Origin of the sequence: Pseudomonas sp. B21-019, assembly GCF_024749225.1 — a bacterium.
Taxonomy (GTDB): domain Bacteria; phylum Pseudomonadota; class Gammaproteobacteria; order Pseudomonadales; family Pseudomonadaceae; genus Aquipseudomonas.
The window spans coordinates 4363429-4388951 of the sequence record NZ_CP087193.1 but is presented as its reverse complement, the minus strand read 5'-3'; the positions used below and the strand labels follow the sequence as shown (position 1 = coordinate 4388951).

Below are 25523 nucleotides of genomic sequence, written 5' to 3'. Positions count from 1 at the left end.
GTTACGGGGCATCTGCAGCCTGTACGGGATAGGGCGCTTCAGGCTTGCGGATCTAAAGTGTGTGTATGTTTTTGTATTTATTGTATACAAAACATGTGTTCACTTAAGCCAGATATGTGCCAGTCGGTGATCTATAAAATTTAAGGCTAATTTCGTTTTGTTATTGAATGAAGATAAGTAGTTGAAAAAAAGACGATATAAATTGACCGATTGAACAGGTATTTATTTTGGGCGGGGTTTTGTCGGAGTGTTCGACTGAGGAAGTCAGGACAGGGGAATGTAACTTTTTGGGGCACTGAAACTAAAAGTGCACACAGATATGGCACTTATGGTGACATTTCTGTGTACACTTTTTTAAAGTAAAACCATCACAGGCTTCGCCAGCTCCTGCAGGAGCTGCTACGGGCCCGATCTTTTAAGCTTTGGACTTGCTGATGATGTTCCCGGCATGCAGCCCGCATTCTTTCTGCGTGGCTTCTTCCCACCACCAACGACCTTCGCGCTCATGCTGGTTCGGCAGCACCGGACGGGTGCAAGGCTCGCAACCAATGCTGATGAATCCGCGTTCATGCAGGCTGTTGTACGGCAGCTCCAGCATGCGGATGTAACCCCAGATCTCTTCGCTGGTCATCTGTGCCAACGGGTTGAACTTGTACAGGGTACGTTCCGGGGTGGAAAACGCGGTGTCGATTTCCAGCACCGCGACGGCGCTGCGTGTGCCCGGGCTCTGGTCCCGACGCTGGCCGGTGGCCCAGGCGGTCACGCCAGACAGTTTGCGGCGCAGCGGCTCGATCTTGCGAATGCCGCAGCACTCGCCATGGCCATCCTTGTAGAAACTGAACAGGCCTTTTTCCTTCACGAAAGGTTCGAGCTTGCTGTAGTCCGGCGACACCACTTCGATATCGATCTTGTAGTGCTCGCGCACCTGCTCGATGAAGCGGTAGGTCTCGGGATGCAAGCGGCCGGTGTCGAGGCTGAACACTTTGACGTTCTTGTTCAGCTTCCAGGCCATGTCCACCAGCACCACATCCTCGGCGCCGCTGAAAGATATCCACAGGTCATCGCCGAACTCGGCGAACGCGAGTTTCAGGATGTCCTGGGCGGATTTGTTGGCATAGGTCGTGGCGAGTTCCACGACATCGAACGATGGGCTCATCAGGGCGGCTTCCTACAGGTCGGTGGCGCTGGGCGCTCTATATGCGTCGATGGTAACAAAATCCTGCGGTGGCTGGCGCGTCCTCTGCGTTGCACGGAGGGGGGCGAGTCGCTAGAGTTCGGCAGTCCTTTTGCTCGCTCGACTCATAAATAATACTAATGGGAGTGTCTTGTGGAAATTGCCTGTCTGGATCTTGAAGGTGTGCTGGTCCCGGAAATCTGGATCGCCTTTGCCGAAAAAACCGGGATCGAGTCCCTCCGGGCCACCACTCGGGACATTCCCGACTACGACGTGTTGATGAAGCAGCGCCTGCGGATTCTCGACGAGCACGGCCTGAAGCTATCTGATATCCAGGAAGTGATTGCCACGCTCAAGCCTCTGGAAGGCGCCAGCGAATTTGTCGACTGGCTGCGTGAGCGCTTTCAGGTGGTGATTTTGTCGGACACCTTTTACGAGTTTTCCCAGCCGCTGATGCGTCAACTGGGCTTCCCGACGTTGCTTTGCCATCGTCTGATTACTGACGATGTCGGTCGGGTCACGGGCTATCAGTTGCGTCAGAAAGATCCCAAGCGTCAGTCGGTTTTGGCGTTCAAGAGCCTCTACTACCGAGTGATCGCGGCGGGGGATTCCTACAACGACACGACGATGCTGGGCGAGGCGGATGCCGGGATTCTGTTCCATGCGCCGGACAATGTGATTCGCGAGTTCCCGCAGTTCCCGGCGGTGCACAGCTTTGCCGAGTTGAAGCAGGAATTTATCAAGGCTTCGAACCGCAATCTGAGCCTGTAAACCCGATCCCTGTAGGAGCTGCCGCAGGCTGCGATCTTTTGATTTTGCTTTTAAAACAAGATCAAAAGATCGCAGCCTGCGGCAGCTCCTACAGAGGATGGTGTTGGCCAGTAAAAGGATTACAGGTTCTGCAACGTATCGAGCAACACCTTCACCTTGGTGATCGATTCCTGATACTCCGCCTGCCAATCCGAATCCGCGACGATCCCCCCGCCGCCCCAGCAGCACACCTGCCCATCCTTGACCAACAAACTGCGAATGGCGATGGAACTGTCCATCTCCCCGCGCACGTCCAGATACAGCAATGAACCGCAATACAACCCGCGACGGGTCGGTTCCAGTTCATCGATGATCTGCATGGCGCGAATCTTTGGCGCGCCGGTAATCGAGCCGCCGGGGAAGCTGCCGGCGATCAAATCCAGTGCGTCCTTGTCATCCGCCAGTTCGCCGGTAACGCTGCTCACCAAGTGATGCACGTTCGGATAGCTTTCCAGGCTGAACAGCTCCGGCACCCGTACGGAGCCAATGCGGCAGGTACGACCCAGATCGTTGCGCAGCAAGTCGACGATCATCAGGTTTTCCGCGCGGTCCTTGGGGCTGGCCAGCAGTTCGGCGGCGTTCGCCGCATCTTCGGCAGCGGTCAGCCCGCGGGGGCGGGTGCCTTTGATCGGGCGGGTTTCGACGTGGCGCTCGCTGACTTTGACGAAGCGCTCCGGCGACAGGCTCAGCACCGCGTCGCCGTCGGGCAAGCTCTGGAAGCCGGAAAACGGTGTCGGGCAAGCCGCCCGCAGCGCGCAATAGGCCGCCCACGGATCGCCCTGGCATTGGGCGCGAAAGCGCTGGGCGAAGTTGACCTGATAGCAGTCGCCAGCCTGGATGTACTGCTGAATGCGTTCGAAGGCTTGCCGATAGTCGTCAGCGCTCAGGTCGGCGCTCATCGGGCTGTCCAGTTTGAATGGCTGGATGTTCTCGGTGGTGGGCTGAGTGAACAATTCGATCAGCCGTTGTCGCTCGCTTTCGATCAGTGTCGGGTGGAACACCAGTTGACTGGTGGCCTGGTGGTGATCGCTGATCAGCGCCCAGTCATACAGCCCGAAGCGTGCGTCGGGCAATTGCAGATCGTCCCGCGCCTGGCTCGGCAGGTTTTCCAGGTGCCGGCCGAAGTCGTAGCTCAGGTAGCCGATCAGGCCACCGGCGAAGGGCAGGTCGTCAGGGACGGTTGCTTCACCGAGCCGTGTAAGGTTGTTGCGAAGGCGTTGCAGGAAATGGCTGCCGCTTTCATCCGGCAACACGGCCAGTTGCTCCAGCGGCCAGGCGCTGAGCAGGTCAAAACGCCCACGTTCGGCACTCGGCCGGCCGCTGTCGAGCAGCACGGCACCAGGGGCATGACGAATCGCCGCGAAGTACTCGGCAGGGTTGGCGCGATAGGGCAGCGGGTGTACAGAACAGGTCAACATGGGCGGGGCAGATCAGCCAACGAGGCGGGGGAGCGATTGTAGTCCTCCGCAGGATTTGCTCCTAGAGGGGATGTCGGGGATTGGCAGGTTGAAAGCGGCTGCGCAAGACCTGTGGCGAGGGGGCTTGCCCCCGTTGGGTTGCGCAGCGACCCCACGTCATTCTCCCCCGGTGTACCAGATAACCCGCATTAGCCGGTTATACGACTGCTGCGCAGCCGAACGGGGGCAAGCCCCCTCGCCACAGGTCAGCCCTCAACCGCCGGAATATGCCCGAACAATTCCTGAACGAACTCCACGCGTTCCTGCACTGTTTCGGTGATCCCGCGCGCCTTCAGCTCTTCGAGTCGCGCTTCGACCGCGTGGGTGCGCGACGTCAGCCCGCAATCGTTGGCAATCTGAATGTTCAACCCGGGCCGGGCGTTGAGCTCAAGAATCAGCGGCCCTTTCTCCTGGTCGAGCACCATGTCGACACCGATGTAGCCCAGCCCGCACAGCTCATAACAGCCGGCGGCGAGTTTCATGAAACCGTCCCAGTAGGGCAGTTGCACGCCGTCTACCGCATTGGTGGTGTCCGGGTGTTTGTTGATGATGTTGTTCAACCAGGTGCCGCGCAATGTCAGGCCGGTGGCCAGGTCGACACCGACGCCAATGGCGCCCTGGTGCAGGTTGGCCTTGCCACCGGACTGGCGGGTCGGCAGGCGCAGCATGGCCATCACCGGATAACCCATCAGCACGATGATGCGGATGTCCGGTACACCTTCGTAGCTGATGCTTTTGAAGATCTGGTCCGGGGTCACGCGGTATTCGATCAGCGCACGGTCGCGGTGCCCGCCCAGGGAATACAGGCCGGTGAGGATGCTCGAGATATGGTGCTCGAGTTCCTCATGCTCGATGATCTTGCCGGACACTGTGCGATAGCGCCCCTCGAACCGGTCGGCAACCACAATGATGCCGTCGCCGCCGGCGCCCTGGGCCGGTTTGATCACGAAGTCGGTGCGCCCGCCGATGATCTCCTTGAGGTTATCGATTTCCTTCTCGGTGGAGATCACGCCGTACAGCTCCGGCACGTGGATGCCGGCGGCGATGGCGCGCTCCTTGGTGATGATCTTGTCATCGACGATCGGGTACAGGCTGCGCTTGTTGTACTTGAGCACGTAGTCGGCGTTACGCCGATTGATCCCCATGATGCCCCGGGCCTCCAGGGCTTTCCAGGTCTTCCAGAGACCGAACATCAGGCGTCAGCCTCCTTCAGGAAAGCCTTGAAACGCACCAGTTCGGTCAGGCGATAACCGCGATAACGACCCATGGCCAGCATGAAGCCCACCAGGATCAGCAGGACCGCCGGGAAGGTGAACACGAAGTACACCAGCTCCGGCACGCTCATGATCAGGTGCCCCAGGGAGGCGGCGAACAGCGTGCCGATCGCCACTTTCATGGCATGGCCGCCGCCGCGCTCTTCCCAGGTGATCGACAGGCGTTCGATGGTCATGGTCAGAATCACCATCGGGAACAGCGCCACCGACAACCCGCGCTCCAGCCCGAGTTTGTGGCTGAACAGGCTGATTGCTGCGATCAGCACCACCACGAAGGTCAGCACCACCGACAATCTCGGCAGCATTTGCAGTTTCAAGTGCTCAAGGTAGGAACGCAGTGACAGCCCCAGCGCCGTGATGATGGTAAACAGCACGATGCCGAAGCCGAGCTGGGTTTCCCGGAAGGCGAGGGCGATCAGCACCGGGGTAAAGGTGCCGAGTGTCTGGATGCCGATCAGGTTGCGCAGGATCAGGATCACCAGTACGCCGATCGGGATCATCACCATGATCATGAAGGTCTGCTGGGTTTGCAGCGGCAGGCCGTACAGCGAGTAATCGAGGAAATTGGCGTCGGAGTTCTCGTCGGTCAGCTTGGCCAGGCGAATGGCGTTCATTTCGCTGTTGTTCAGGCTGAAGGTGACGTTGGCTTTCTTGCCGCCATCGACGGTGATCAGGTTTTCATCGCCGGTCCACCACAGCAAGCGGTCGGTGGGCAGGCCCTGTTCGCCGGTTTCCGGGTTGAAGTACAGCCAGTCGGTGCCGTTGAAACTGCGCAACCAGAGTTCAGGCGTTTGCGGCTGATCGGCCACCAGGCGGATGGTGTGGACCTTTTCCACCGGCACGTGGGCGATGGACAGAACCAGCTCGACGATTTTGGCTTTGTTCGCGGTGGACGGATCGCCGGCCAGCAGCAGTTTCACGTTGTCGTCGTTGAGGTTGTTGACACGCTTGATGGCTTCGCCGATGAAAGTTTCGACGTCAGCCGAATGCTGGCGGATCGGCGCGAGCAAGGCTTCGGCGGCGATTTTTTCCGGACCTTCGACGGCGATGCTGTCGCGGAAGGTCGCCCCTTTGACCTTGGATTTTTCGCCGGTGTAGCGCTTGGTCAGCACCAGGCGGTAATAAAGGGTCTGGTTGCCCTTGGCCCGACGCGCCGACCAGGTGACCTTGCGGTTGCCGTCGACACGGTTCACTGCCACACCGTAGTTATTGGAAATGAAACTCTCGTTAAGGCTCACGTAGTCGCGGCTCAGCGGCGGCACGAACATCTGGATCTTGATCGGGTCTTTGGCGTTGGCGACGAACTCGACCTTGGCGTCGATGTTCCACAAGTCATCGGTGGCGTCTTCAGTCACCGGAATACCGAGCACGAAAATCTGATAGGCCGTAACTGAAATGCCCAGCACCACCAGGATGGCGATCAGCAATTTCAGATGGAGGGTAAGAGAGCGCATTGGAATTACTCTGCGGTATGTGCGTCGGTGGCGCAGGCAGGTTTGCCAGCAGCGTATTTAAGACTTGGATCGACCAGCGCATCGAAACGCTTGAGTGCCTCGGAGCCGATCAAGAGCGGGTATTGGAAGGCACTGCGGTCGGTCAGGTTCACTTCAATACTGCGTAAAGCCGACCCCATGCAGATATCCAGCTCGATGACCGGACGGGCGGTGTACTTCTTGCCTTCTTCCGGGTCGTAGTCGCCGGCCCGGCGCTTGATCTTGCTGACACGGGCCAGCGGTCGTTCGATCGGGTACGAATGCGCGGCGTCGATGGCCAGATAGAAGCGCACCCAGGATTCACCATTGCGTTTGAAACGTTTGATGTCGCGGGCGCTCAGCGAGGCGGTTTTCGCCCCGGTGTCGAGTTTGGCGGCAACTTCCAGGTTGATGCCATCCAGCGACGCGTACTCATTGAGGCCGTACACAGTCTTTTCCCCTGCCGCGGCAAAACCTGACAGGCCAAGAAGACAAAGAAATGTGGTGAAGAGCTTGAGTCTCATAAATCCTGATGCGCAGCGGTCCGTTCTTCAATTCAAGGCCCTGGCATTGCTGCACAAGCTCCCTCGTATGCCTATCCTTTTTTTATGACAGGCAATGCAGATGACAAGCAAATGCGGGCGGCATTCTAGCACGGTGGTTTTATGGCGCCAGCGCTGGCGGACGGCTGTAACCGGGGGTGCTGCTTCGTTATGGTGCAAGCGGTTATTAGACGATTGTCGACAATGTCTATTTATCCTTTGACGTAACCGGCCTTATTCGCTAGTTTTTGCGGCATTGCTTTTAAAGGTGTCGACAATATGCTGGATCAACTCGATCCCCCGGTCACGGTTCAGGACGACTCGGAAACACTTTCCGAAAACGTCTTCCGACGCATTCAGGCGGCCATCGTCAAAGGCGAGATCGCCCCGGGCAGCAAGATCTCCGAGCCGGAGCTGGCGCGCACCTATGGCATCAGCCGCGGGCCGTTGCGTGAGGCGATCCACCGTCTGGAAGGCCAGCGCCTGCTGGTTCGCGTGCCGCACGTCGGGGCGCGGGTGGTGTCGTTGAGTCACGCCGAATTGCTGGAACTCTACGAAATCCGCGAATCCCTGGAAGGCATGGCGTGCCGTCTGGCGGCTGAACGCATGACCGTTGAAGAAATCGACGACCTGCGCCGGGTGCTGGAAACCCACGAGCGCGATGCGGCGTTTCAGGCAGGCGTCGGCTATTACCAGCAGGAAGGCGATTTCGACTTTCATTACCGGATCATCCAGGGCAGCGGCAACCGCACCCTGACCCAGATGCTCTGCGGCGAGCTCTATCAACTGGTGCGCATGTACCGCATCCAGTTTTCCACCACGCCCAATCGGCCACGCCAGGCGTTTGCCGAGCACCACCGCATTCTCGACGCCATCGCCGACCGTGACGGTGAACTGGCCGAGTTGTTGATGCGCCGTCACATCGGCGCTTCCAAACGCAATATCGCCCGTCACTACCAGGACGGCGCTAACCCGACAGCCACTGAACGAGGTGAGTCATGAGTTCCAACAAGAGCACTCCAGGCCAGCGTTTCCGCGATGCGGTCGCCAGCGAGCATCCGCTGCAAGTGGTCGGCACGATCAATGCCAACCACGCGCTGCTGGCCAAGCGCGCCGGTTTCAAGGCTATCTACCTGTCGGGGGGCGGGGTGGCTGCCGGCTCCCTCGGCGTGCCGGACCTGGGCATTACCGGCCTGGATGACGTGCTGACCGACGTACGCCGCATCACCGACGTTTGCGACCTGCCGCTGCTGGTGGACGTGGACACCGGTTTCGGCTCCTCGGCGTTCAATGTCGCTCGTACCGTGAAGTCGATGATCAAGTTCGGCGCGGCGGCGATTCACATCGAAGACCAGGTCGGCGCCAAGCGCTGCGGTCACCGTCCCAATAAAGAGATCGTTTCGCAGCAGGAAATGGTCGACCGCATCAAAGCCGCTGTTGATGCGCGCACCGACGACAGCTTCGTGATCATGGCCCGCACCGATGCCCTGGCGGTGGAAGGTCTGGAGTCTGCACTGGATCGCGCCGCCGCGTGCATCGAGGCCGGCGCCGACATGATCTTTCCGGAGGCCATCACTGAACTTGAGATGTACAAACTGTTCGCCAGCCGCGTGAAAGCGCCGATCCTGGCCAACATCACCGAGTTCGGCGCGACCCCGCTGTACACCACCGAGCAGCTCGCCGGTGCCGATGTGTCGCTGGTGTTGTACCCGCTGTCGGCGTTCCGCGCGATGAACAAGGCTGCCGAAAACGTCTACACCGCGATTCGCCGCGACGGCACGCAACAGAACGTCATCGACACCATGCAGACGCGCATGGAGCTTTACGATCGCATCGACTACCACACGTTCGAGCAGAAGCTCGATGCGTTGTTTGCGGCAAAGAAATGAAATAGAGATCAAAAGATCGCGCAGCCCCTGTAGGAGCTGTCGAGCGAAGCGAGGCTGCGATCTTTGGGCATCACCCAATAACCTGATGAATCACAATTTGCCGATTCCCTAACAAATTCAAGAAAACTGGAGACAGCAATGGCCGAAGCAAAAGTACTCAGTGGCGCCGGGCTCCGTGGCCAGGTTGCCGGGCAAACCGCACTGTCCACCGTGGGCCAGTCGGGCGCCGGCCTGACCTATCGCGGCTATGACGTTCGCGAACTGGCGGCGGACGCACAGTTCGAAGAGGTGGCTTACCTGCTGCTGTACGGCGAACTGCCGACCCAGTTACAACTGGCCGGCTATACCGAGAAACTGAGCAAGCTGCGCGACCTGCCGCAAGCGCTGAAAGAAGTGCTGGAGCGCATCCCCGCCGACGCCCATCCGATGGATGTGATGCGCACCGGCTGCTCGTTCCTGGGCAACATTGAGCCGGAGAAGGATTTCTCCGAGCAGCACGACAAAACCGACCGCCTGCTGGCCGCGTTCCCGGCGATCATGTGCTACTGGTATCGCTTCAGCCACGACGGCAAGCGCATCAACTGCGTGACCGACGAAGCCTGCATCGGCGGCCATTTCCTGCACCTGTTGCATGACAAGAAACCGAGCGAATTGCACGTCAAGGTGATGAACGTTTCGCTGATCCTCTACGCGGAACACGAATTCAACGCCTCGACCTTCACCGCCCGGGTGTGTGCCTCGACGCTGTCGGATCTGTATTCCTGCATTACAGCCGCCATCGGTTCCCTGCGCGGCCCGCTGCACGGCGGGGCCAACGAAGCGGCGATGGAAATGATCGAGCGCTTCAGCTCGCCGGAAGAGGCGGTCGAGGGCACCCTCGGCATGCTGGCACGCAAGGACAAAATCATGGGCTTCGGCCACGCGATCTATAAGGACAACGATCCGCGCAATGAGGTGATCAAGGGCTGGTCGAAAAAACTCGCCGACGAAGTGGGCGACACGGTGTTGTTCCCGGTTTCAGAAGCCATCGACGCAACCATGTGGGAACAGAAGAAATTGTTCCCGAACGCCGACTTCTACCACGCCTCGACGTACCACTTCATGGGCATCCCGACCAAATTGTTCACACCGATCTTCGTCTGCTCACGCCTGACCGGCTGGGCGGCGCATGTGTTCGAACAACGTGCCAACAACCGCATCATCCGTCCAAGCGCCGAGTACGTCGGCGTCGAACAGCGCAAGTTCGTGCCAATCGAACAACGCTGACCGAGGAGGGCGCCGGTACTGGTTACTGAATCCCGACCTCTGTAGGGGCGGGGTTCAGCCCGGTGCCAGGCGCCCACCTTTTGAAATTACCGTGACCGAGTCCTGACGATGAACACTGAATTCCGCAAATCGCTGCCCGGCAGCTCTCTGGATTATTTCGACGTCCGTGCGGCGGTCGATGCCATTACACCCGGCGCCTACGACACCCTGCCGTACACCTCCCGCGTGCTGGCGGAAAACCTCGTGCGTCGCTGCGACCCTGCCACGCTCACCGATTCCCTGAAGCAACTGATCGAGCGCAAACGCGACCTCGACTTCCCGTGGTTTCCGGCCCGCGTGGTGTGCCACGACATTCTCGGCCAGACCGCCCTGGTGGACCTTGCCGGCTTGCGCGATGCCATTGCCCTGCAAGGCGGCGACCCGGCGCAAGTGAACCCGGTGGTGCCGACGCAATTGATCGTCGATCACTCGCTGGCCGTCGAGTCCGGCGGCTTCGATCCCGAGGCTTTCGAAAAGAACCGCGTCATCGAAGACCGTCGTAACGAAGACCGTTTTCACTTCATTAACTGGACCAAGAAAGCCTTCAAGAACGTCGACGTGATCCCGCCGGGCAACGGGATCATGCACCAGATCAACCTGGAGAAAATGTCGCCGGTGATCCAGGTGCGCGACGGCGTGGCTTTCCCTGATACCTGCGTCGGCACCGACAGTCATACCCCACATGTCGATGCACTGGGTGTGATCGCCATTGGCGTTGGCGGTCTGGAAGCGGAAAGCGTGATGCTCGGCCGCGCGTCGTGGATGCGTTTGCCGGAAAGCGTTGGCGTCGAGCTTACTGGCAAGCTGCAACCGGGCATCACCGCCACCGACATGGTGCTGGCGCTGACCGAATACCTGCGCAAACAAAAAGTCGTTGGCGCATGGCTGGAGTTCTTCGGCGAAGGCGCTTCCGCGCTGACCCTCGGCGATCGCGCGACCATTTCCAACATGGCCCCGGAATACGGCGCTACGGCAGCGATGTTCTACATCGACCAACAGACCATCGACTACCTGAAACTCACCGGCCGTGAAGACGAGCAAGTGCAACTGGTCGAGAACTACGCCAAACAGACCGGCCTGTGGGCCGACAGCCTCAAAGGCGCGCAGTACGAGCGTGGGCTGAGCTTCGACCTGTCCTCGGTGGTGCGCAACATGGCCGGCCCGAGCAATCCGCATGCGCGTGTCGCGACCTCGGATCTGGCCGCCAAAGGCATCTCCGGCCAATGGGACGATGTACCGGGGCAAATGCCCGATGGCGCGGTGATCATCGCCGCCATCACCAGCTGCACCAACACCAGCAACCCGCGCAACGTTATCGCCGCTGGCCTGCTGGCGCGTAACGCCAACAAACTCGGGCTGACCCGCAAGCCGTGGGTCAAGTCGTCCCTGGCACCCGGTTCGAAAACCGTGGCGCTGTATCTGGATGAAGCCGGCCTGACCAAAGAGCTGGAGCAACTCGGCTTCGGCGTCGTGGCCTTCGCTTGCACCACGTGCAACGGCATGTCCGGCGCGCTGGATCCGGTGATCCAGCAAGAGATCATCGACCGCGACCTGTACGCCACCGCCGTACTCTCCGGCAACCGTAACTTCGACGGGCGGATTCACCCGTACGCCAAGCAGGCGTTCCTCGCATCGCCGCCATTGGTGGTGGCTTATGCCATCGCCGGCACCATCCGTTTCGACATCGAAAAAGATGTACTGGGCGTGGTCGATGGCAAGGAAATCCGCCTGAAAGACATCTGGCCGAGCGACGAAGAAATCGACACGGTGGTCAAGGCCTCGGTCAAGCCGGAGCAGTTCCGCCAAGTGTACATTCCGATGTTCGCCATCCACGAAGACACCGGCCCGAAAGTCACGCCGCTGTACGACTGGCGCGAGATGAGCACCTACATCCGTCGTCCGCCGTACTGGGAAGGCGCGCTGGCCGGCGCGCGTCCGCTCAAGGGCATGCGCCCGCTGGCGGTGCTGCCGGACAACATCACCACCGATCACCTGTCGCCTTCGAACGCGATCATGCTCGACAGCGCAGCGGGTGAGTACCTGGCGAAAATGGGCCTGCCGGAAGAGGACTTCAACTCCTACGCCACGCACCGCGGCGACCACTTGACCGCGCAGCGCGCAACCTTCGCCAACCCGAAACTGTTCAATGAAATGGTGCAGGAAAACGGCAAGGTCAAGCAGGGGTCTCTTGCCCGCGTAGAGCCGGAAGGCAAAGTGATGCGCATGTGGGAAGCCATCGAAACCTACATGGAGCGCAAACAGCCGCTGATCATCATTGCCGGCGCCGACTATGGCCAGGGTTCGTCCCGGGACTGGGCGGCCAAAGGCGTGCGTCTGGCGGGGGTGGAAGCGATTGCCGCCGAAGGTTTCGAGCGCATTCACCGCACCAACCTGGTGGGCATGGGCGTGCTGCCGCTGGAGTTCCAGCCGGGCACCGATCGTAAAACCTTAGGAATAGACGGCAGCGAAACCTATGACGTGATCGGCGATCGCACCCCGCGCGCGACTCTGACGCTGGTGATCAACCGCAAGAACGGCGACCGCGTCGAAGTGCCGGTGACCTGCCGCCTCGACACCGCCGAAGAAGTGTCGATCTACGAGGCCGGCGGCGTGTTGCAGCGTTTCGCTCAGGACTTCCTCGAAGAGTCGGCGGTTGCCGTTTAACACGACGAGCCGCGCGGGATTTCAAGTCCCGCGCTGGCCATACAGGATCAATATGGCTCACGCATCTCAGATAAAAATCCCTGCCACCTACATGCGCGGCGGCACCAGCAAAGGCGTGTTCTTCAGCCTCAAGGATTTGCCCGAAGCGGCGCAGATGCCAGGCACCGCCCGCGATGCCTTGTTGCTGCGCGTGATCGGCAGCCCCGATCCGTACGAAAAGCAAATCGACGGCATGGGTGGCGCGACATCCAGCACCAGCAAAACCGTGATCCTGTCGAAAAGCATCAAGGCCGATCACGACGTCGATTACCTGTTCGGTCAGGTCGCCATCGACAAACCTTTCGTCGACTGGAGCGGCAACTGCGGCAACCTGTCGGCGGCGGTCGGTTCGTTCGCCATCAGCAATGGCCTGGTGGATGCCAGCCGCATTCCGCACAACGGTGTGGCGGTGGTGCGCGTGTGGCAGGCCAACATCGGCAAGACCATCATCGCTCATGTACCGATCACCAATGGCGAGGTGCAGGAAACCGGTGATTTCGAACTCGACGGCGTGACCTTTCCGGCGGCCGAAGTGCAGCTCGAATTCATGGACCCGGCGGCGGAAGAAGAGGGTGGCGGTGGTTCGATGTTCCCCACCGGCAATCTGGTGGATGACCTCGAAGTGCCGGGTGTCGGTACGCTCAAGGCAACCCTGATCAACGCTGGCATCCCGACCATTTTCATCAACGCCGAAGACATCGGCTACACCGGCACCGAGTTGCAGGGCGCGATCAACAGTGACCTGGAGGCTTTGGCGATGTTCGAAACCATCCGCGCTTACGGCGCGCTGCGCATGGGGCTGATTCAGCATCTGGACGAAGCCGCCAAGCGTCAGCACACGCCGAAGGTGGCGTTCGTTGCCCCACCTGCGGATTACATCGCGTCCAGCGGCAAGAAGATCACTGCCACCGACATTGATTTGCTGGTGCGCGCGCTGTCCATGGGCAAGCTGCACCACGCCATGATGGGCACGGCCGCGGTGGCGATCGGCACGGCGGCGGCGATTTCCGGCACCTTGGTCAACCTGGCGGCGGGCGGTATCGAACGCAACGCCGTGCGCTTCGGCCATCCGTCCGGCACCTTGCGCGTGGGCGCCGAGGCCACTCAGGTCAACGGTGAGTGGACGGTGAAAAAAGCCATCATGAGCCGCAGTGCCCGGGTGTTGATGGAAGGTTACGTTCGCGTGCCGGGGGATTCTTTCTAGCTTGATGTATCCCCCGTAGGAGCTGCCGAAGGCTGCGATCTTTTGATTTTGCTTTTCAGGATCAAGATCAAAAGATCGCAGCCTTCGGCAGCTCCTACAGTTGATCCTGTTGCCAAAATAAGAAAGTAGTAACTGACAGAGACTACCCTGAACCGAGGTCCCATCAACGAACCACTGACCGAGTGAATCGAACATGAGCGCCAACGTCGACCTGAACACCCGCCCCGACTACGACACGGTTCTGCAGGACATCGCCGACTACGTCCTCAATTTCAACATCCAGTCGCCCGAGGCGCTTGATACCGCCCGCAATTGCCTGATGGACACCCTCGGCTGCGGCTTGCTGGCGCTGCGTTTCCCCGAATGCACCAAACACCTGGGTCCTATCGTCGAAGGCACTGTCGTCCCCTGCGGCGCCCGCGTGCCCGGCACCAGCTATCGTCTCGACCCGGTCAAGGCCGCTTGGGACATCGGTTGCATCGTCCGCTGGCTCGATTACAACGACACCTGGCTCGCCGCCGAATGGGGCCATCCGTCCGATAACCTCGGCGGTATTCTCGCGGTGGCCGACCACCTGTCGCAAAAGCGCCTGGCCAATGGCGACGCCCCGTTGACCATTCGCGCTGTGCTGGAAGCCATGATCATGGCGCACGAGATTCAGGGCGTGATCGCCCTGGAGAATTCGTTCAACCGCGTCGGTCTTGATCACGTGATTCTGGTGAAAGTCGCCTCGACCGCCGTCACTGCCAAACTCATGGGCGCCAATCGCGAGCAGCTGCTGTCGGCGTTGTCCCATGCCTTTGCCGACGGCCAGGCGCTGCGCACTTACCGACATGCGCCGAACGCCGGATCGCGTAAATCCTGGGCGGCCGGAGACGCGACCAGTCGGGGCGTGCGTCTGGCGGACATTGCGATGCGTGGTGAGATGGGCATCCCCGGCGTACTGACCGCCAAGCAATGGGGTTTCTACGATGTACTGTTCAGCCACACCAACAACGACCTGGGGCTCAAGCCTGAAGGCAAGCGAGCTTTCAGTTTTTCCCGGCCGTTCGGCAGCTATGTGATGGAAAACGTGCTGTTCAAGATCAGCTTCCCCGCTGAGTTCCACGCGCAAACGGCCTGCGAGGCTGCCGTCACCCTGCATCCATTGGTCAGGAATCGCCTGCATGAAATCGACAGGATCGTTATCACCACCCACGAATCAGCGATCCGCATCATCTCCAAGGTCGGCCCGCTGGCCAACGCTGCGGACCGCGATCACTGCCTCCAATACATGACCGCCGTACCTCTGGTATTCGGCAATCTGGTGGCCGAGCAGTACGAAGACGACTTCCACGCCGCGCACCCGATTATCGATTTGCTGCGCGACAAAATGGTCATTGTCGAAGACCCGCGTTTCACCCGCGAATACCTGGAGGCGGACAAACGCTCCATTGCCAACGCGGTACAGGTGTTCTTCAAGGACGGCTCCAGCACCGATAACGTGATGGTGGAGTACCCGATCGGTCATCGCCGGCGCCGTGCTGATGGCATTCCGTTGCTGGAAGACAAGTTCAAGGCCAATCTGGCGACGCGCTTCACGGCTCAGCGAAGCGCCGAGATCCTTGCGCTGTGCAAGGACCCGGCAGCACTTGAGGCGACACCGGTGAACCGGTTTGTGGATTTGTTTGTGATCTGAACCGGGTGTACACGACACTCGGTAGGAGCCTGCGGCAGCTCCTACTTAAAGCGCCGCTCCACACCTTTCTCCACCAGAATCTTCGCCGAAATTTCTTCCACGGAGAAATGCGTGGAATTGATGTGGGGAATGTTCTCGCGTCGGAACAGATTCTCCACCTCGCGCACTTCGAATTCGCACTGCGCGTAGCTCGAATAGCGGCTGTTGGGCTTGCGTTCGTTGCGGATTGCGGTGAGGCGGTCCGGGTCGATGGTCAGGCCGAACAGCTTGTGCTGATGGGCGCGCAGGGCGGTCGGCAGTTGCAGGCGCTCCATGTCGTCTTCGGTCAGCGGGTAGTTGGCCGCGCGGATACCGAATTGCATGGCCATGTACAAACACGTCGGTGTTTTGCCGCATCGCGACACGCCTACTAGTATCAGATCAGCTTTGTCGTAATAGTGCGTGCGGGCGCCATCGTCATTGTCGAGGGCGAAGTTCACCGCCTCGATGCGCTCCATGTAATTGGAGTTATGGCCGATGGAGTGGGATTTGCCGACGGTGTAGGAAGAATGCTCGGTCAGCTCCTGTTCAAGGGGCGCCAGGAAGGTCGAGAAAATGTCGATCATGAAACCATTCGACGTTGCGAGAATCTCACGAATGTCCTGATTGACAATGGTGTCGAAAATAATCGGACGAAAACCATCGTTTTCGGCGGCTTTGTTGATTTGTTGTACCATTGCCCGCGCTTTATCAGCGTCGTCGATGTACGGTCGTATGATTTTGCTGAAGGTAATGTTTTCGAACTGCGCCAGCAGGCTTTGGCCGAGGGTTTCGGCGGTAATGCCGGTGCCATCGGAGATAAAGAAAGCAGATCGTTTCATTTGCACCTTGGGCCTTAAGCTAGTATCGATTCTTGGATATAGTAGGCGCGATTTGTCGGCCACCGATGGCCCGCATTCTCACTTATTTTCCAGGTCCAGGCCATACAGCCGGCAAAGGCTCCCCCGAGTCGCCGGCTTCTGAGCTTTTCCAACACAGTTAGTGGAGAGATCACCTTGGTAGAGTACGTAGTTTCCCTCGATAAGCTCGGCGTCCATGATGTAGAGCATGTGGGGGGCAAGAACGCATCCCTGGGCGAGATGATCAGTAACCTTGCAGGCGCCGGTGTATCGGTGCCAGGTGGCTTTGCCACGACAGCTCAGGCTTATCGTGATTTTCTGGAACTGAGCGGCCTGAACGATCAGATCCATGCCGCCCTCGACGCCCTGGACGTCGATGATGTAAACGCCTTGGCCAAGACCGGCGCCCAGATCCGTCAATGGATCATGGAAGCCGAGTTCCCCGAGAAGCTCAACGCCGAGATCCGCACCGCGTTCGCCACGCTGTCGGCCGGCAACCCTGACATGGCCGTGGCCGTGCGCTCTTCCGCTACCGCCGAAGACCTGCCGGACGCTTCCTTCGCCGGTCAGCAGGAAACCTTCCTGAACATCCGTGGTGTCGAAAACGTCATTCGCGCCGCCAAAGAGGTGTTCGCCTCACTGTTCAACGACCGCGCCATTTCCTACCGCGTCCACCAGGGCTTCGACCACAAGCTGGTGGCCCTGTCGGCCGGTGTGCAGCGCATGGTCCGCTCCGAAACCGGCACTGCCGGCGTGATGTTCACCCTCGATACCGAATCGGGCTTCCGTGACGTGGTGTTCATCACCGGCGCCTACGGCCTGGGTGAAACCGTCGTACAAGGTGCGGTGAACCCGGATGAGTTCTACGTCCACAAAGGCACGCTGGAAGCCGGCCGCCCGGCCATCCTGCGTCGCAACCTGGGCAGCAAAGCCATCAAGATGATCTACGGCGACGAAGCCAAGGCTGGTAAATCGGTCAAGACCATCGACGTGGACAAGGCCGATCGGGCACGTTTCTGCCTGACCGACGCCGAAGTCAGCGAGCTGGCCAAGCAGGCGATGATCATCGAGAAGCACTACAAGTGCCCGATGGACATCGAATGGGCCAAAGACGGCGATGACGGCAAGCTCTACATCGTGCAGGCCCGTCCGGAAACCGTGAAGAGCCGCACCCAGGCCAACGTCATGGAACGTTACCTGTTGAAAGAAACCGGCACCGTGCTGGTGGAAGGTCGCGCCATCGGCCAGCGCATCGGCGCCGGCAAGGTGCGGATCATCAAGGACGTGTCCGAGATGGACAAAGTCCAGCCGGGCGACGTTCTGGTTTCCGACATGACCGACCCGGACTGGGAACCGGTCATGAAGCGCGCCAGCGCCATCGTCACCAACCGTGGTGGCCGTACCTGCCACGCGGCGATCATCGCTCGCGAGCTGGGCATCCCGGCCGTGGTCGGTTGCGGCAACGCCACCCAGCTGTTGAAAGACGGCCAGGGCGTGACCGTTTCCTGCGCTGAAGGCGACACCGGTTACATCTTCGAAGGCGAACTGGGCTTCGACATCAAGAAAAACTCCGTGGATGCCATGCCGGAGCTTCCGTTCAAGATCATGATGAACGTCGGCAACCCGGACCGCGCCTTCGACTTCGCGCAGCTGCCGAACGCCGGTGTGGGCTTGGCCCGTCTGGAATTCATCATCAACCGCATGATCGGTGTGCACCCCAAGGCGCTGTTGAACTACGGCGGCCTGCCGCAGGAAATCAAAGACAGCGTCGACAAGCGCATTGCCGGTTACAACGACCCGGTCGGCTTCTACGTCGACAAACTGGTCGAAGGCATCAGCACCCTGGCGGCAGCGTTCTGGCCGAAAAAGGTCATCGTGCGTCTGTCGGACTTCAAGTCCAACGAATACGCGAACCTGATCGGCGGCAAACTCTACGAGCCGGAAGAAGAAAACCCGATGCTGGGCTTCCGTGGCGCTTCGCGTTACATCAGCGAATCGTTCCGTGACTGCTTCGAGCTCGAATGCCGCGCCCTCAAGCGCGTGCGTAACGAGATGGGCCTGACCAACGTTGAAATCATGGTGCCGTTCGTCCGTACCCTGGGCGAAGCGAGCCAAGTGGTCGATCTGCTGGCTGAAAACGGTCTGGCCCGTGGCGACAACGGTCTGCGCGTGATCATGATGTGCGAACTGCCGTCCAACGCGATCCTGGCTGAAGAGTTCCTCGAGTTCTTCGACGGCTTCTCCATCGGCTCCAACGACCTGACCCAGCTCACCCTGGGCCTGGACCGTGACTCCGGGATCATCGCGCACCTGTTCGACGAGCGTAATCCTGCAGTCAAGAAGCTGCTGGCCAACGCCATTGCCGCGTGCAACAAGGCCGGCAAGTACATCGGCATCTGCGGTCAGGGCCCTTCGGACCACCCGGACCTGGCCAAGTGGCTGATGGAGCAGGGCATCGAAAGCGTTTCGCTGAACCCCGATTCGGTACTGGAAACCTGGTTCTTCCTGGCTGAAGGTCAGGCTCAGGCCTGATTCGTGAATGAAGCCTCGGTCAAGTGGCCGAGGCTTTAAGGTTCAAGTAGGGCGGGCTCCATGTGGATGCCGCCCTTTTTTGTGCAAGAGCATATGCAAAGTAGCAGCAACCTATTTCCTGTCGCCCTGATCAGCGCCGAGCGGCGCGGCGATCTGAGCGAAGACGTCTATCGTTTGAAACCCGGCAACAGCCCCGACGGCACCGTTGAGCTGGCTGTGACACGCCTGGGCCTGGCCGATGAGCCGGCGGTGCGTGGCGTGCCGGTGATTCTGCTGCACGGCAGCTTTTCCAATCGGCGGTTCTGGTTCTCTCCCAAAGGCTTGGGCCTGGGCGCTTACCTGACGCGTCTGGGATTCGATGTGTGGATTCCGGAAATGCGTGGTCACGGCCTGTCTCAACGCAACCAGAACTATCGCAAGAACAGCGTCGCCGACTATGCGCGTTACGATTTGCCGGCCATTGGCGCGTTCGTGCGCGAGCAAAGCGGCCAGATCCCGCACTGGATCGGCCATTCGCTGGGGGGCATTACCCTGGCCGCGGCATTGGGCGGCCAGTACCTGGGCGAGCCCGCCGTGGCTTCCGCGGCGTTTTTCGGCACGCAAGTCAGCCGTACTTACTGGCCGTTGAAGTTTCCACCGGTGGAGTGGAGCGGGCGCTTCATTCTCAAGCGTTTTGCCCAATTGTCGGGCTCTCGGCTCAAGCGCGGCCCGGAGGACGAGCCGATAGGCCTGGCCCTGGAAAGCATGCGTTGGTACGGGCTGTTCGGCCGCTTCGGCGATGCCGACAAAGACTGGTGGGCGGGTTTGGCCGAGGTGCAATTGCCGGTGCTGGCCGTGAGTGCCGCGGGCGATCATCAGGACCCGACCTGGGCCTGCCATAAGTTGTTTGATCAAGTCGGCTCCGAGCACAAGCAGTTCATCACCCTTGGCCGCGAGCACGGCTTTGGCGATAATTTCGGTCACGTGGAAATGCTGGTCAGCAAGGCTGCGCAGGCTGAAGTCTGGCCGTTGGTGGCTCGCTGGCTGGCGGATCAACAGACACCTTTACTGGGTGAAAAGCCGGATTTGGCCACAGCGATTTGAGCCTGATGCTCTAACAAGGGCATTTCTCTCTGGTCGGCTTGCGGCTAATATGTGACGCATTGAGTGGTTCTGGTCACTTTGAGTGGCTGATGCGGTCGCTGGGTTCGTGCGAGCGGAGCGATTTGCAACCGTCCAGCCTTGGCCCGAGTATGCTGCATACTCGATTGTCTTCCTTGTTACAGGAGTTTCTCGATGAACCATTACCTCACGCCTGACCTGTGCGACGCCTATCCGGAGCTGGTGCAGGTGCTGGAACCGATGTTCAGCAATTTCGGCGGCCGTGATTCTTTCGGCGGCGAAATCGTGACCATCAAATGTTTCGAAGACAACTCGCGGGTCAAGGAGCAAGTCGAGCTCAAGGGCAACGGCAAGGTGCTGGTGGTCGACGGTGGCGGTTCCCTGCGCCGCGCGCTGTTGGGCGACATGCTGGCCGAGAAAGCCGCGAACAACGGTTGGGAAGGGCTGGTGATCTACGGTTGCATCCGCGACGTCGACGTCATCGCGCAAACTGATCTGGGGGTTCAGGCCCTGGCCAGTCACCCGATGAAAACCGACAGGCGCGGTGTTGGCGATCTCAACGTTGCCGTGACCTTCGCGGGCGTGACCTTTCACCCGGGCCACTACGTTTATGCGGACAACAACGGCGTGATCATCTCGCCAAGCCCGCTGAAAATGCCTGAATAAGCGCTGCTGGCTTTTTGTTTCAAGATTAGGGGTGAGGATGTTCGAGGAAGAAAACGCGCAGTGGGGGCTGGTGCATGCCCTGGTGCTGGACGGTAAAGGCGGTGCGCGTTCGATAGCCCGGACTGAACTCGATGACTTGCAGCTGCAGGCCCATGAAAGCCTGTGGCTGCACTGGGATCGCAGTCACCCGCAAACCCAGACCTGGCTGCGTAAATCCAGCGGGTTGAATGAATTTAGTTGCGACTTGTTGCTGGAAGAAAACACCCGACCGCGTCTTTTGCCGCTGCCGGACTCTGAACTGCTGCTGTTTCTGCGCGGGGTCAACCTGAATCCGGGCGCGGAGCCGGAAGACATGGTCTCGGTGCGGATCTTCGGTTCGGCCCAACGGGTGATTTCCTTGCGTTTGCGGCCGTTGCGTGCCACCGAAGAGTTGTTGGTGCAACTGGCCGACGGCAAAGGACCGAGAAGCGCTTCCGAGCTGATCCTGTATATGGCGCAATACCTCACCCATAAAGTGCAGGATCTGGTCGGCGACCTCTCGGAAGTTGTCGATGAGGAAGAAGAAAAGCTGGATGCCGACGAACGGTATACACCTGAGCATGGGGCTGTTTTGCAAATCCGCCGCAGGGCAGCTGGACTGAAGCGTTTTCTGGCGCCGCAGCGGGATATTTTCGGTCAGCTGACGCGGATAAAACTGCCGTGGTTCTGCGAAGACGATGGCGATTACTGGAACGAATTGAACAACAGCCTGACCCGGTATCTCGAGGAGCTGGAGTTGACCCGTGAGCGCGTGGGGCTGGTCCTGGAGGCTGAAGACCGGCGTTTGAGCGTGCGCATGAACCGCACGATGTACCGCTTCGGGATCATCACCGGGATCTTTTTGCCGATGAGTTTTCTGACCGGTCTTTTGGGCATCAACGTCGGTGGTATTCCGTTCTCTGCCAGCCCCTACGGCTTCCTGATCGCCTGCCTGTTGATGGTCTTGGTGGCGCTGGGGCAGTGGTGGTTATTCCGACGTTTGCGTTGGGTCTGACGATGAGCCATGTGACCCGACCAAATTTAACCGCGTCTTTGACAGACATCACGAGAGGTGCGTATGCACGATCCGTTTGAACAGTCTTTGCGTGACATGCTCAAAGCATCGCCGTCCAGCCGTGACGACGATGCCTGTCTGGGGCGTGTACTGAAAACCGCCAACCGCCAGGTCGGTGCCGGCGATCTGTTCAGCCTGCTGGGCCGTTGGCTGCCCGCGCTGATGATCGCCCTGAATAACGGATCGGCCCATGTCGCGCCGGTTTCTCGTCTGCGTAAACCTACCGCTCGCACTGCTGATAAGGCTGATTGAATATGGAACTTGATCTCTGGACTCAGAGCCTCGTCACTGCAATGACTGCGTTGTGGACCAAAGTTGCGAACTTCATTCCGAACCTGTTTGGCGCACTGGTTGTGCTGCTGCTGGGTTTTGTCGTGGCCAAGCTGCTGGACACGCTGCTCTCAAAATTGCTCGCCAAATTGGGCCTTGATCGCCTGATGGGTGGCACCGGACTGACCAAATTGTTGTCTCGTGCCGGCCTCCAGGTGCCTATTTCGACGCTGATCGGCAAAATTGTCTATTGGTTCGTCCTGCTGATTTTTCTGGTTTCTGCCGCAGAGTCCCTTGGGCTTGAGCGAGTTTCGGCTACGCTGGACATGCTGGCGCTGTATGTTCCGAAAGTATTCGGCGCGGCGCTGGTGCTGCTGGTAGGTGTCTTGCTGGCGCAACTGGCCAATGGGCTGGTGCGTGGCGCGGCAGAAGGCGTAGGGCTGGATTACGCCGCGGGACTGGGGCGGATTGCCCAGGGCCTGGTGATCATTATCAGTATTTCGGTTGCGATCAGCCAGTTGGAGGTCAAGACAGACCTGCTCAACCACGTGATTGTGATTGTCTTGATTACCGTTGGTCTGGCGGTTGCGCTGGCCATGGGGTTGGGAAGCCGGGAAATTGCCGGTCAGATTCTTGCGGGAATCTATGTGCGTGAGTTGTATCAGGTTGGGCAACAAGTGCGTGTTGGCGAGGTCGAAGGGCAGATCGAAGAGATCGGCACGGTGAAAACCACGGTGCTGACCGACGAGGGTGAGCTAGTCTCTCTCTCGAATCGGATTCTCCTGGAGCAGCATGTGAGTAGCCGCTAACCCGGCAAATCCTGCTAATGTATGCCGCCGCAAATTGCCCTGAAGGGCTGCGGCGGACATTGACCTGACTGTCGGCCAGACTTGTTTTGAATAAAGCTCAATCGCTCTCCACGCGCTACGACCCCCGCGAGCTCTCTGATGAGGAGTTGGTCGCGCGCTCGCACTCCGAGCTGTTTCACGTAACGCGCGCCTATGAAGAACTGATGCGGCGTTACCAGCGAACATTATTTAACGTTTGTGCACGATATCTGGGGAACGATCGTGATGCAGACGATGTCTGTCAGGAAGTGATGTTGAAGGTGCTGTACGGCCTGAAGAACTTCGAGGGCAAATCGAAGTTCAAAACGTGGCTCTACAGCATCACGTACAACGAGTGCATCACACAGTATCGGAAGGAACGGCGTAAGCGTCGCTTGATGGACGCTTTGAGTCTGGACCCCCTCGAGGAAGCGTCTGAAGAAAAGGCGCCGAAACCCGAGGAGAAGGGCGGACTTGATCGCTGGCTAGTGTATGTGAACCCGATTGACCGTGAAATTCTGGTGCTACGTTTTGTCGCAGAGCTGGAGTTTCAGGAGATCGCAGACATCATGCACATGGGTTTGAGTGCAACAAAAATGCGGTACAAACGCGCTCTAGACAAATTGCGTGAGAAATTTGCAGGCATTGCCGAAACTTAGTTTGGCGCAAATATCTCTTACGTGTAGGCAAGTTCTGATAGACTTGCCGCCGAGTTGTCCCCCGGTTTGCGGGACTGCTTCACAATCACCAGATGGGGATTTAACGGATGAAACTGAAAAACACCTTGGGCTTGGCCATTGGTTCTCTTATTGCCGCTACTTCGTTCGGCGCGCTGGCACAAGGCCAAGGCGCAGTTGAAATCGAAGGCTTCGCCAAGAAAGAACAGTACGACAGCGATCGTAACTTCAAGAACAACGGCAACCTGTTCGGCGGCTCGGTTGGTTACTTCCTGACCGACGACGTAGAAGTGCGTCTGGCCTACGACGAAGTGCACAACGTACGTGCAGATGATGGTCGCAACGTGAAGGGCGCTGATACCGCTCTGGACGCTCTGTACCACTTCAACAACCCAGGCGACATGATCCGTCCATACGTTTCTGCCGGTTTCTCGGACCAGAGCATTGGCCAGAACGGTTCGGGTCGTAACCGCTCCACTTTCGCCAACGTTGGCGGCGGTGCCAAGCTGTACTTCACTGAAAACTTCTACGCCCGTGCTGGTGTTGAAGCTCAGTACAACATCGACCAGGGCGACACCGAGTGGGCTCCTAGCGTCGGTATCGGTGTGAACTTCGGTGGCGGCTCCAAGCCTGCTGCTGCTCCAGTTCCAGCACCAGCTGAAGTGTGCTCCGACAGCGACAACGATGGCGTTTGCGACAACGTTGACAAGTGCCCTGACACCCCAGCCAACGTAACTGTTGACGCTGATGGCTGCCCAGCAGTTGCTGAAGTTGTTCGTGTTGAGCTGGACGTGAAATTCGACTTCAACAAGTCGACAGTCAAGCCTAACAGCTACGGCGACATCAAAAACCTGGCTGACTTCATGAAGCAGTACCCAAACACCACTACTGTTGTTGAAGGTCACACTGACTCCGTCGGTCCTGACGCTTACAACCAGAAACTGTCTGAGCGTCGTGCAAACGCCGTTAAGCAAGTTCTGACCAACCAGTACGGTGTTCAGTCGTCCCGCGTTCAGTCTGTTGGCTACGGCGAATCCCGCCCAGTTGCTGACAACGCCACTGAAGCTGGCCGTGCTGTAAACCGTCGCGTAGAAGCGAAGGTTGAAGCTCCAGCTAAGTAATTAGCTCGCAGCTCAAGAAAAGCCCGGCTTAGGCCGGGCTTTTCTTTGTCTGCGATTTGGTGAAGAGGGAGTAATAGGTAGGGTTCAGGCTGATTGATCGGCCACCATCGCGGGCAAGTCGCGCTCCCACAGAGATGAAGTTGCACAGGCTGCCACGGCACCGATCACCAGGATCGCCGGGCTTTTCAACTGAAAGCTGAGGGCATCCTCTTCCATTGTTGTCAGGTTGCTCCGGCATTCCCGTTGGTGCGGCAGCGAAGCGTTTTCGATCATTGCCACGGGTGTGTTGGCTGCCATTCCGCCGGCCAGCAGTTGTTCGCGGATCTCACTGAGTTTCGCCACGCCCATGTAGACCACCAGTGTGGTGCCGCCTTGAGCCAGAGCCTGCCAGTTCAGGCTACTGTCATCCTGAGTGTGCGCCGTGACCAGTGTCACGCCACGGGCGACGCCCCGCAGTGTCAGCGGAATATCACATTGGGTCGCGCCGGCAAGGCCAGCGGTGATGCCATTGACCAATTCAACCTCGACCCCTCGTTCACGTAACCACTGCGCCTCTTCACCGCCGCGCCCGAAGATGCACGGATCGCCACCCTTGAGCCGCACCACGCATTTGCCGTGGCGGGTATAACGCAACATCAGGCGATGAATGAAGGCTTGAGGCGTGGAGCGACAGCCGCCGCGCTTGCCCACAGGAATAATTCGCGCATTCGGGCAATGCTCCAGTACCGCAGGATTGACCAGATCGTCGATCAACACCACGTCCGCTTCGCGCAACGCACGAACTGCCTTGAGGGTCAGCAATTCCGGATCGCCGGGACCCGCACCCACCAGCCAGACTTTTGCACTCATA

Annotated in this window: 22 protein-coding genes; 15 read left to right on the top strand and 7 right to left on the bottom strand. The window is 59.2% G+C overall.

All coding sequences use genetic code 11. The features are described from left to right. Window positions 1-415: 415 nt before the first annotated feature. A complete protein-coding gene (locus LOY36_RS19355; protein WP_007942164.1) occupies window positions 416-1156 on the bottom strand; it encodes a phosphoadenylyl-sulfate reductase in 741 nt (246 codons plus the stop codon). Between the two features lie 171 nt (window positions 1157-1327). Here LOY36_RS19355 and thrH point away from each other — a divergent pair, with 171 nt between their 5' ends. Continuing rightward, window positions 1328-1945, top strand: a complete 618-nt coding sequence (gene thrH / locus LOY36_RS19350; RefSeq protein WP_019648252.1) for a bifunctional phosphoserine phosphatase/homoserine phosphotransferase ThrH — start codon at window positions 1328-1330, stop codon at window positions 1943-1945. A 119-nt stretch (window positions 1946-2064) separates the two neighbouring features. Here the strand turns inward: thrH and pabB are convergent, their stop codons facing one another. The 4 genes from pabB to LOY36_RS19330 all read right to left on the bottom strand — a co-directional run bounded on the left by pabB (window position 2065) and on the right by LOY36_RS19330 (window position 6711). Next, on the bottom strand, window positions 2065-3402 hold the full coding sequence (pabB, locus tag LOY36_RS19345) for an aminodeoxychorismate synthase component I (protein WP_258670242.1): 1338 nt from the start codon (window positions 3400-3402) through the stop codon (window positions 2065-2067). A gap of 245 nt (window positions 3403-3647) precedes the next feature. Continuing rightward, complete coding sequence (locus tag LOY36_RS19340) at window positions 3648-4634, bottom strand: alpha-L-glutamate ligase-like protein (protein WP_258670239.1); 987 nt, start codon at window positions 4632-4634, stop codon at window positions 3648-3650. Next, window positions 4634-6169, bottom strand: a complete 1536-nt coding sequence (locus tag LOY36_RS19335) for an inactive transglutaminase family protein (RefSeq protein ID WP_019648255.1) — start codon at window positions 6167-6169, stop codon at window positions 4634-4636. The genes LOY36_RS19340 and LOY36_RS19335 overlap by 1 nt, the downstream gene beginning before the upstream one ends. A gap of 5 nt (window positions 6170-6174) precedes the next feature. After that, window positions 6175-6711 (bottom strand): ATP-dependent zinc protease, encoded by a 537-nt coding sequence (locus LOY36_RS19330; RefSeq protein ID WP_258670236.1) that lies wholly within the window; start codon window positions 6709-6711, stop codon window positions 6175-6177. A gap of 297 nt (window positions 6712-7008) precedes the next feature. Here LOY36_RS19330 and LOY36_RS19325 point away from each other — a divergent pair, with 297 nt between their 5' ends. From LOY36_RS19325 to prpD, 6 genes are all read left to right on the top strand, one after another. Then, complete coding sequence (locus LOY36_RS19325) at window positions 7009-7731, top strand: GntR family transcriptional regulator (protein ID WP_019648256.1); 723 nt, start codon at window positions 7009-7011, stop codon at window positions 7729-7731. Continuing rightward, the gene (gene prpB / locus LOY36_RS19320) at window positions 7728-8618 is read left to right on the top strand and encodes a methylisocitrate lyase (RefSeq protein WP_018925250.1); all 891 of its coding nucleotides are present in this window, start codon (window positions 7728-7730) and stop codon (window positions 8616-8618) included. The genes LOY36_RS19325 and prpB overlap by 4 nt, the downstream gene beginning before the upstream one ends. 138 nt (window positions 8619-8756) lie before the next feature. Beyond that, window positions 8757-9884, top strand: coding sequence for a 2-methylcitrate synthase (gene prpC / locus LOY36_RS19315; RefSeq protein ID WP_018925251.1), 1128 nt, complete (start codon window positions 8757-8759; stop codon window positions 9882-9884). 108 nt (window positions 9885-9992) lie between these two features. After that, window positions 9993-12587: a Fe/S-dependent 2-methylisocitrate dehydratase AcnD gene (acnD, locus tag LOY36_RS19310; protein WP_258670232.1), complete on the top strand. Its 2595-nt coding sequence runs from the start codon at window positions 9993-9995 to the stop codon at window positions 12585-12587. Window positions 12588-12639: 52 nt separating this feature from the next. Then, the gene (gene prpF / locus LOY36_RS19305) at window positions 12640-13830 is read left to right on the top strand and encodes a 2-methylaconitate cis-trans isomerase PrpF (RefSeq protein ID WP_258670229.1); all 1191 of its coding nucleotides are present in this window, start codon (window positions 12640-12642) and stop codon (window positions 13828-13830) included. 193 nt (window positions 13831-14023) lie between these two features. After that, window positions 14024-15508, top strand: coding sequence for a 2-methylcitrate dehydratase (gene prpD, locus LOY36_RS19300; protein ID WP_258670227.1), 1485 nt, complete (start codon window positions 14024-14026; stop codon window positions 15506-15508). Window positions 15509-15549: 41 nt separating this feature from the next. Here prpD and LOY36_RS19295 read toward each other — a convergent pair whose 3' ends face one another. Further along, complete coding sequence (locus LOY36_RS19295) at window positions 15550-16368, bottom strand: pyruvate, water dikinase regulatory protein (RefSeq protein ID WP_019648260.1); 819 nt, start codon at window positions 16366-16368, stop codon at window positions 15550-15552. A 174-nt stretch (window positions 16369-16542) separates the two neighbouring features. Here LOY36_RS19295 and ppsA point away from each other — a divergent pair, with 174 nt between their 5' ends. The 8 genes from ppsA to LOY36_RS19255 all read left to right on the top strand — a co-directional run bounded on the left by ppsA (window position 16543) and on the right by LOY36_RS19255 (window position 24673). Continuing rightward, entirely contained in the window at window positions 16543-18918 is a 2376-nt protein-coding gene (gene ppsA, locus LOY36_RS19290) for a phosphoenolpyruvate synthase (RefSeq protein WP_258670222.1), read from the top strand. A gap of 93 nt (window positions 18919-19011) precedes the next feature. Continuing rightward, entirely contained in the window at window positions 19012-20001 is a 990-nt protein-coding gene (locus LOY36_RS19285; protein ID WP_019648262.1) for an alpha/beta fold hydrolase, read from the top strand. A gap of 192 nt (window positions 20002-20193) precedes the next feature. Then, window positions 20194-20685 (top strand): ribonuclease E activity regulator RraA, encoded by a 492-nt coding sequence (gene rraA, locus LOY36_RS19280; protein WP_018925259.1) that lies wholly within the window; start codon window positions 20194-20196, stop codon window positions 20683-20685. A 37-nt stretch (window positions 20686-20722) separates the two neighbouring features. Then, on the top strand, window positions 20723-21718 hold the full coding sequence (locus LOY36_RS19275) for a zinc transporter ZntB (protein WP_258670219.1): 996 nt from the start codon (window positions 20723-20725) through the stop codon (window positions 21716-21718). A gap of 63 nt (window positions 21719-21781) precedes the next feature. Then, window positions 21782-22030: a hypothetical protein gene (locus LOY36_RS19270; RefSeq protein WP_007940635.1), complete on the top strand. Its 249-nt coding sequence runs from the start codon at window positions 21782-21784 to the stop codon at window positions 22028-22030. Between the two features lie 2 nt (window positions 22031-22032). Then, on the top strand, window positions 22033-22857 hold the full coding sequence (locus tag LOY36_RS19265; RefSeq protein WP_007940637.1) for a mechanosensitive ion channel family protein: 825 nt from the start codon (window positions 22033-22035) through the stop codon (window positions 22855-22857). Between the two features lie 86 nt (window positions 22858-22943). Then, complete coding sequence (gene sigX, locus LOY36_RS19260) at window positions 22944-23534, top strand: RNA polymerase sigma factor SigX (RefSeq protein ID WP_026331741.1); 591 nt, start codon at window positions 22944-22946, stop codon at window positions 23532-23534. A gap of 107 nt (window positions 23535-23641) precedes the next feature. Next, a complete protein-coding gene (locus tag LOY36_RS19255) occupies window positions 23642-24673 on the top strand; it encodes an OmpA family protein (RefSeq protein ID WP_258670214.1) in 1032 nt (343 codons plus the stop codon). 84 nt (window positions 24674-24757) lie between these two features. On the opposite strand, the gene cobA is transcribed toward LOY36_RS19255, so the two are convergent. Continuing rightward, window positions 24758-25522, bottom strand: coding sequence for a uroporphyrinogen-III C-methyltransferase (gene cobA / locus LOY36_RS19250; protein ID WP_258670211.1), 765 nt, complete (start codon window positions 25520-25522; stop codon window positions 24758-24760). Window position 25523: the final 1 nt, after the last annotated feature.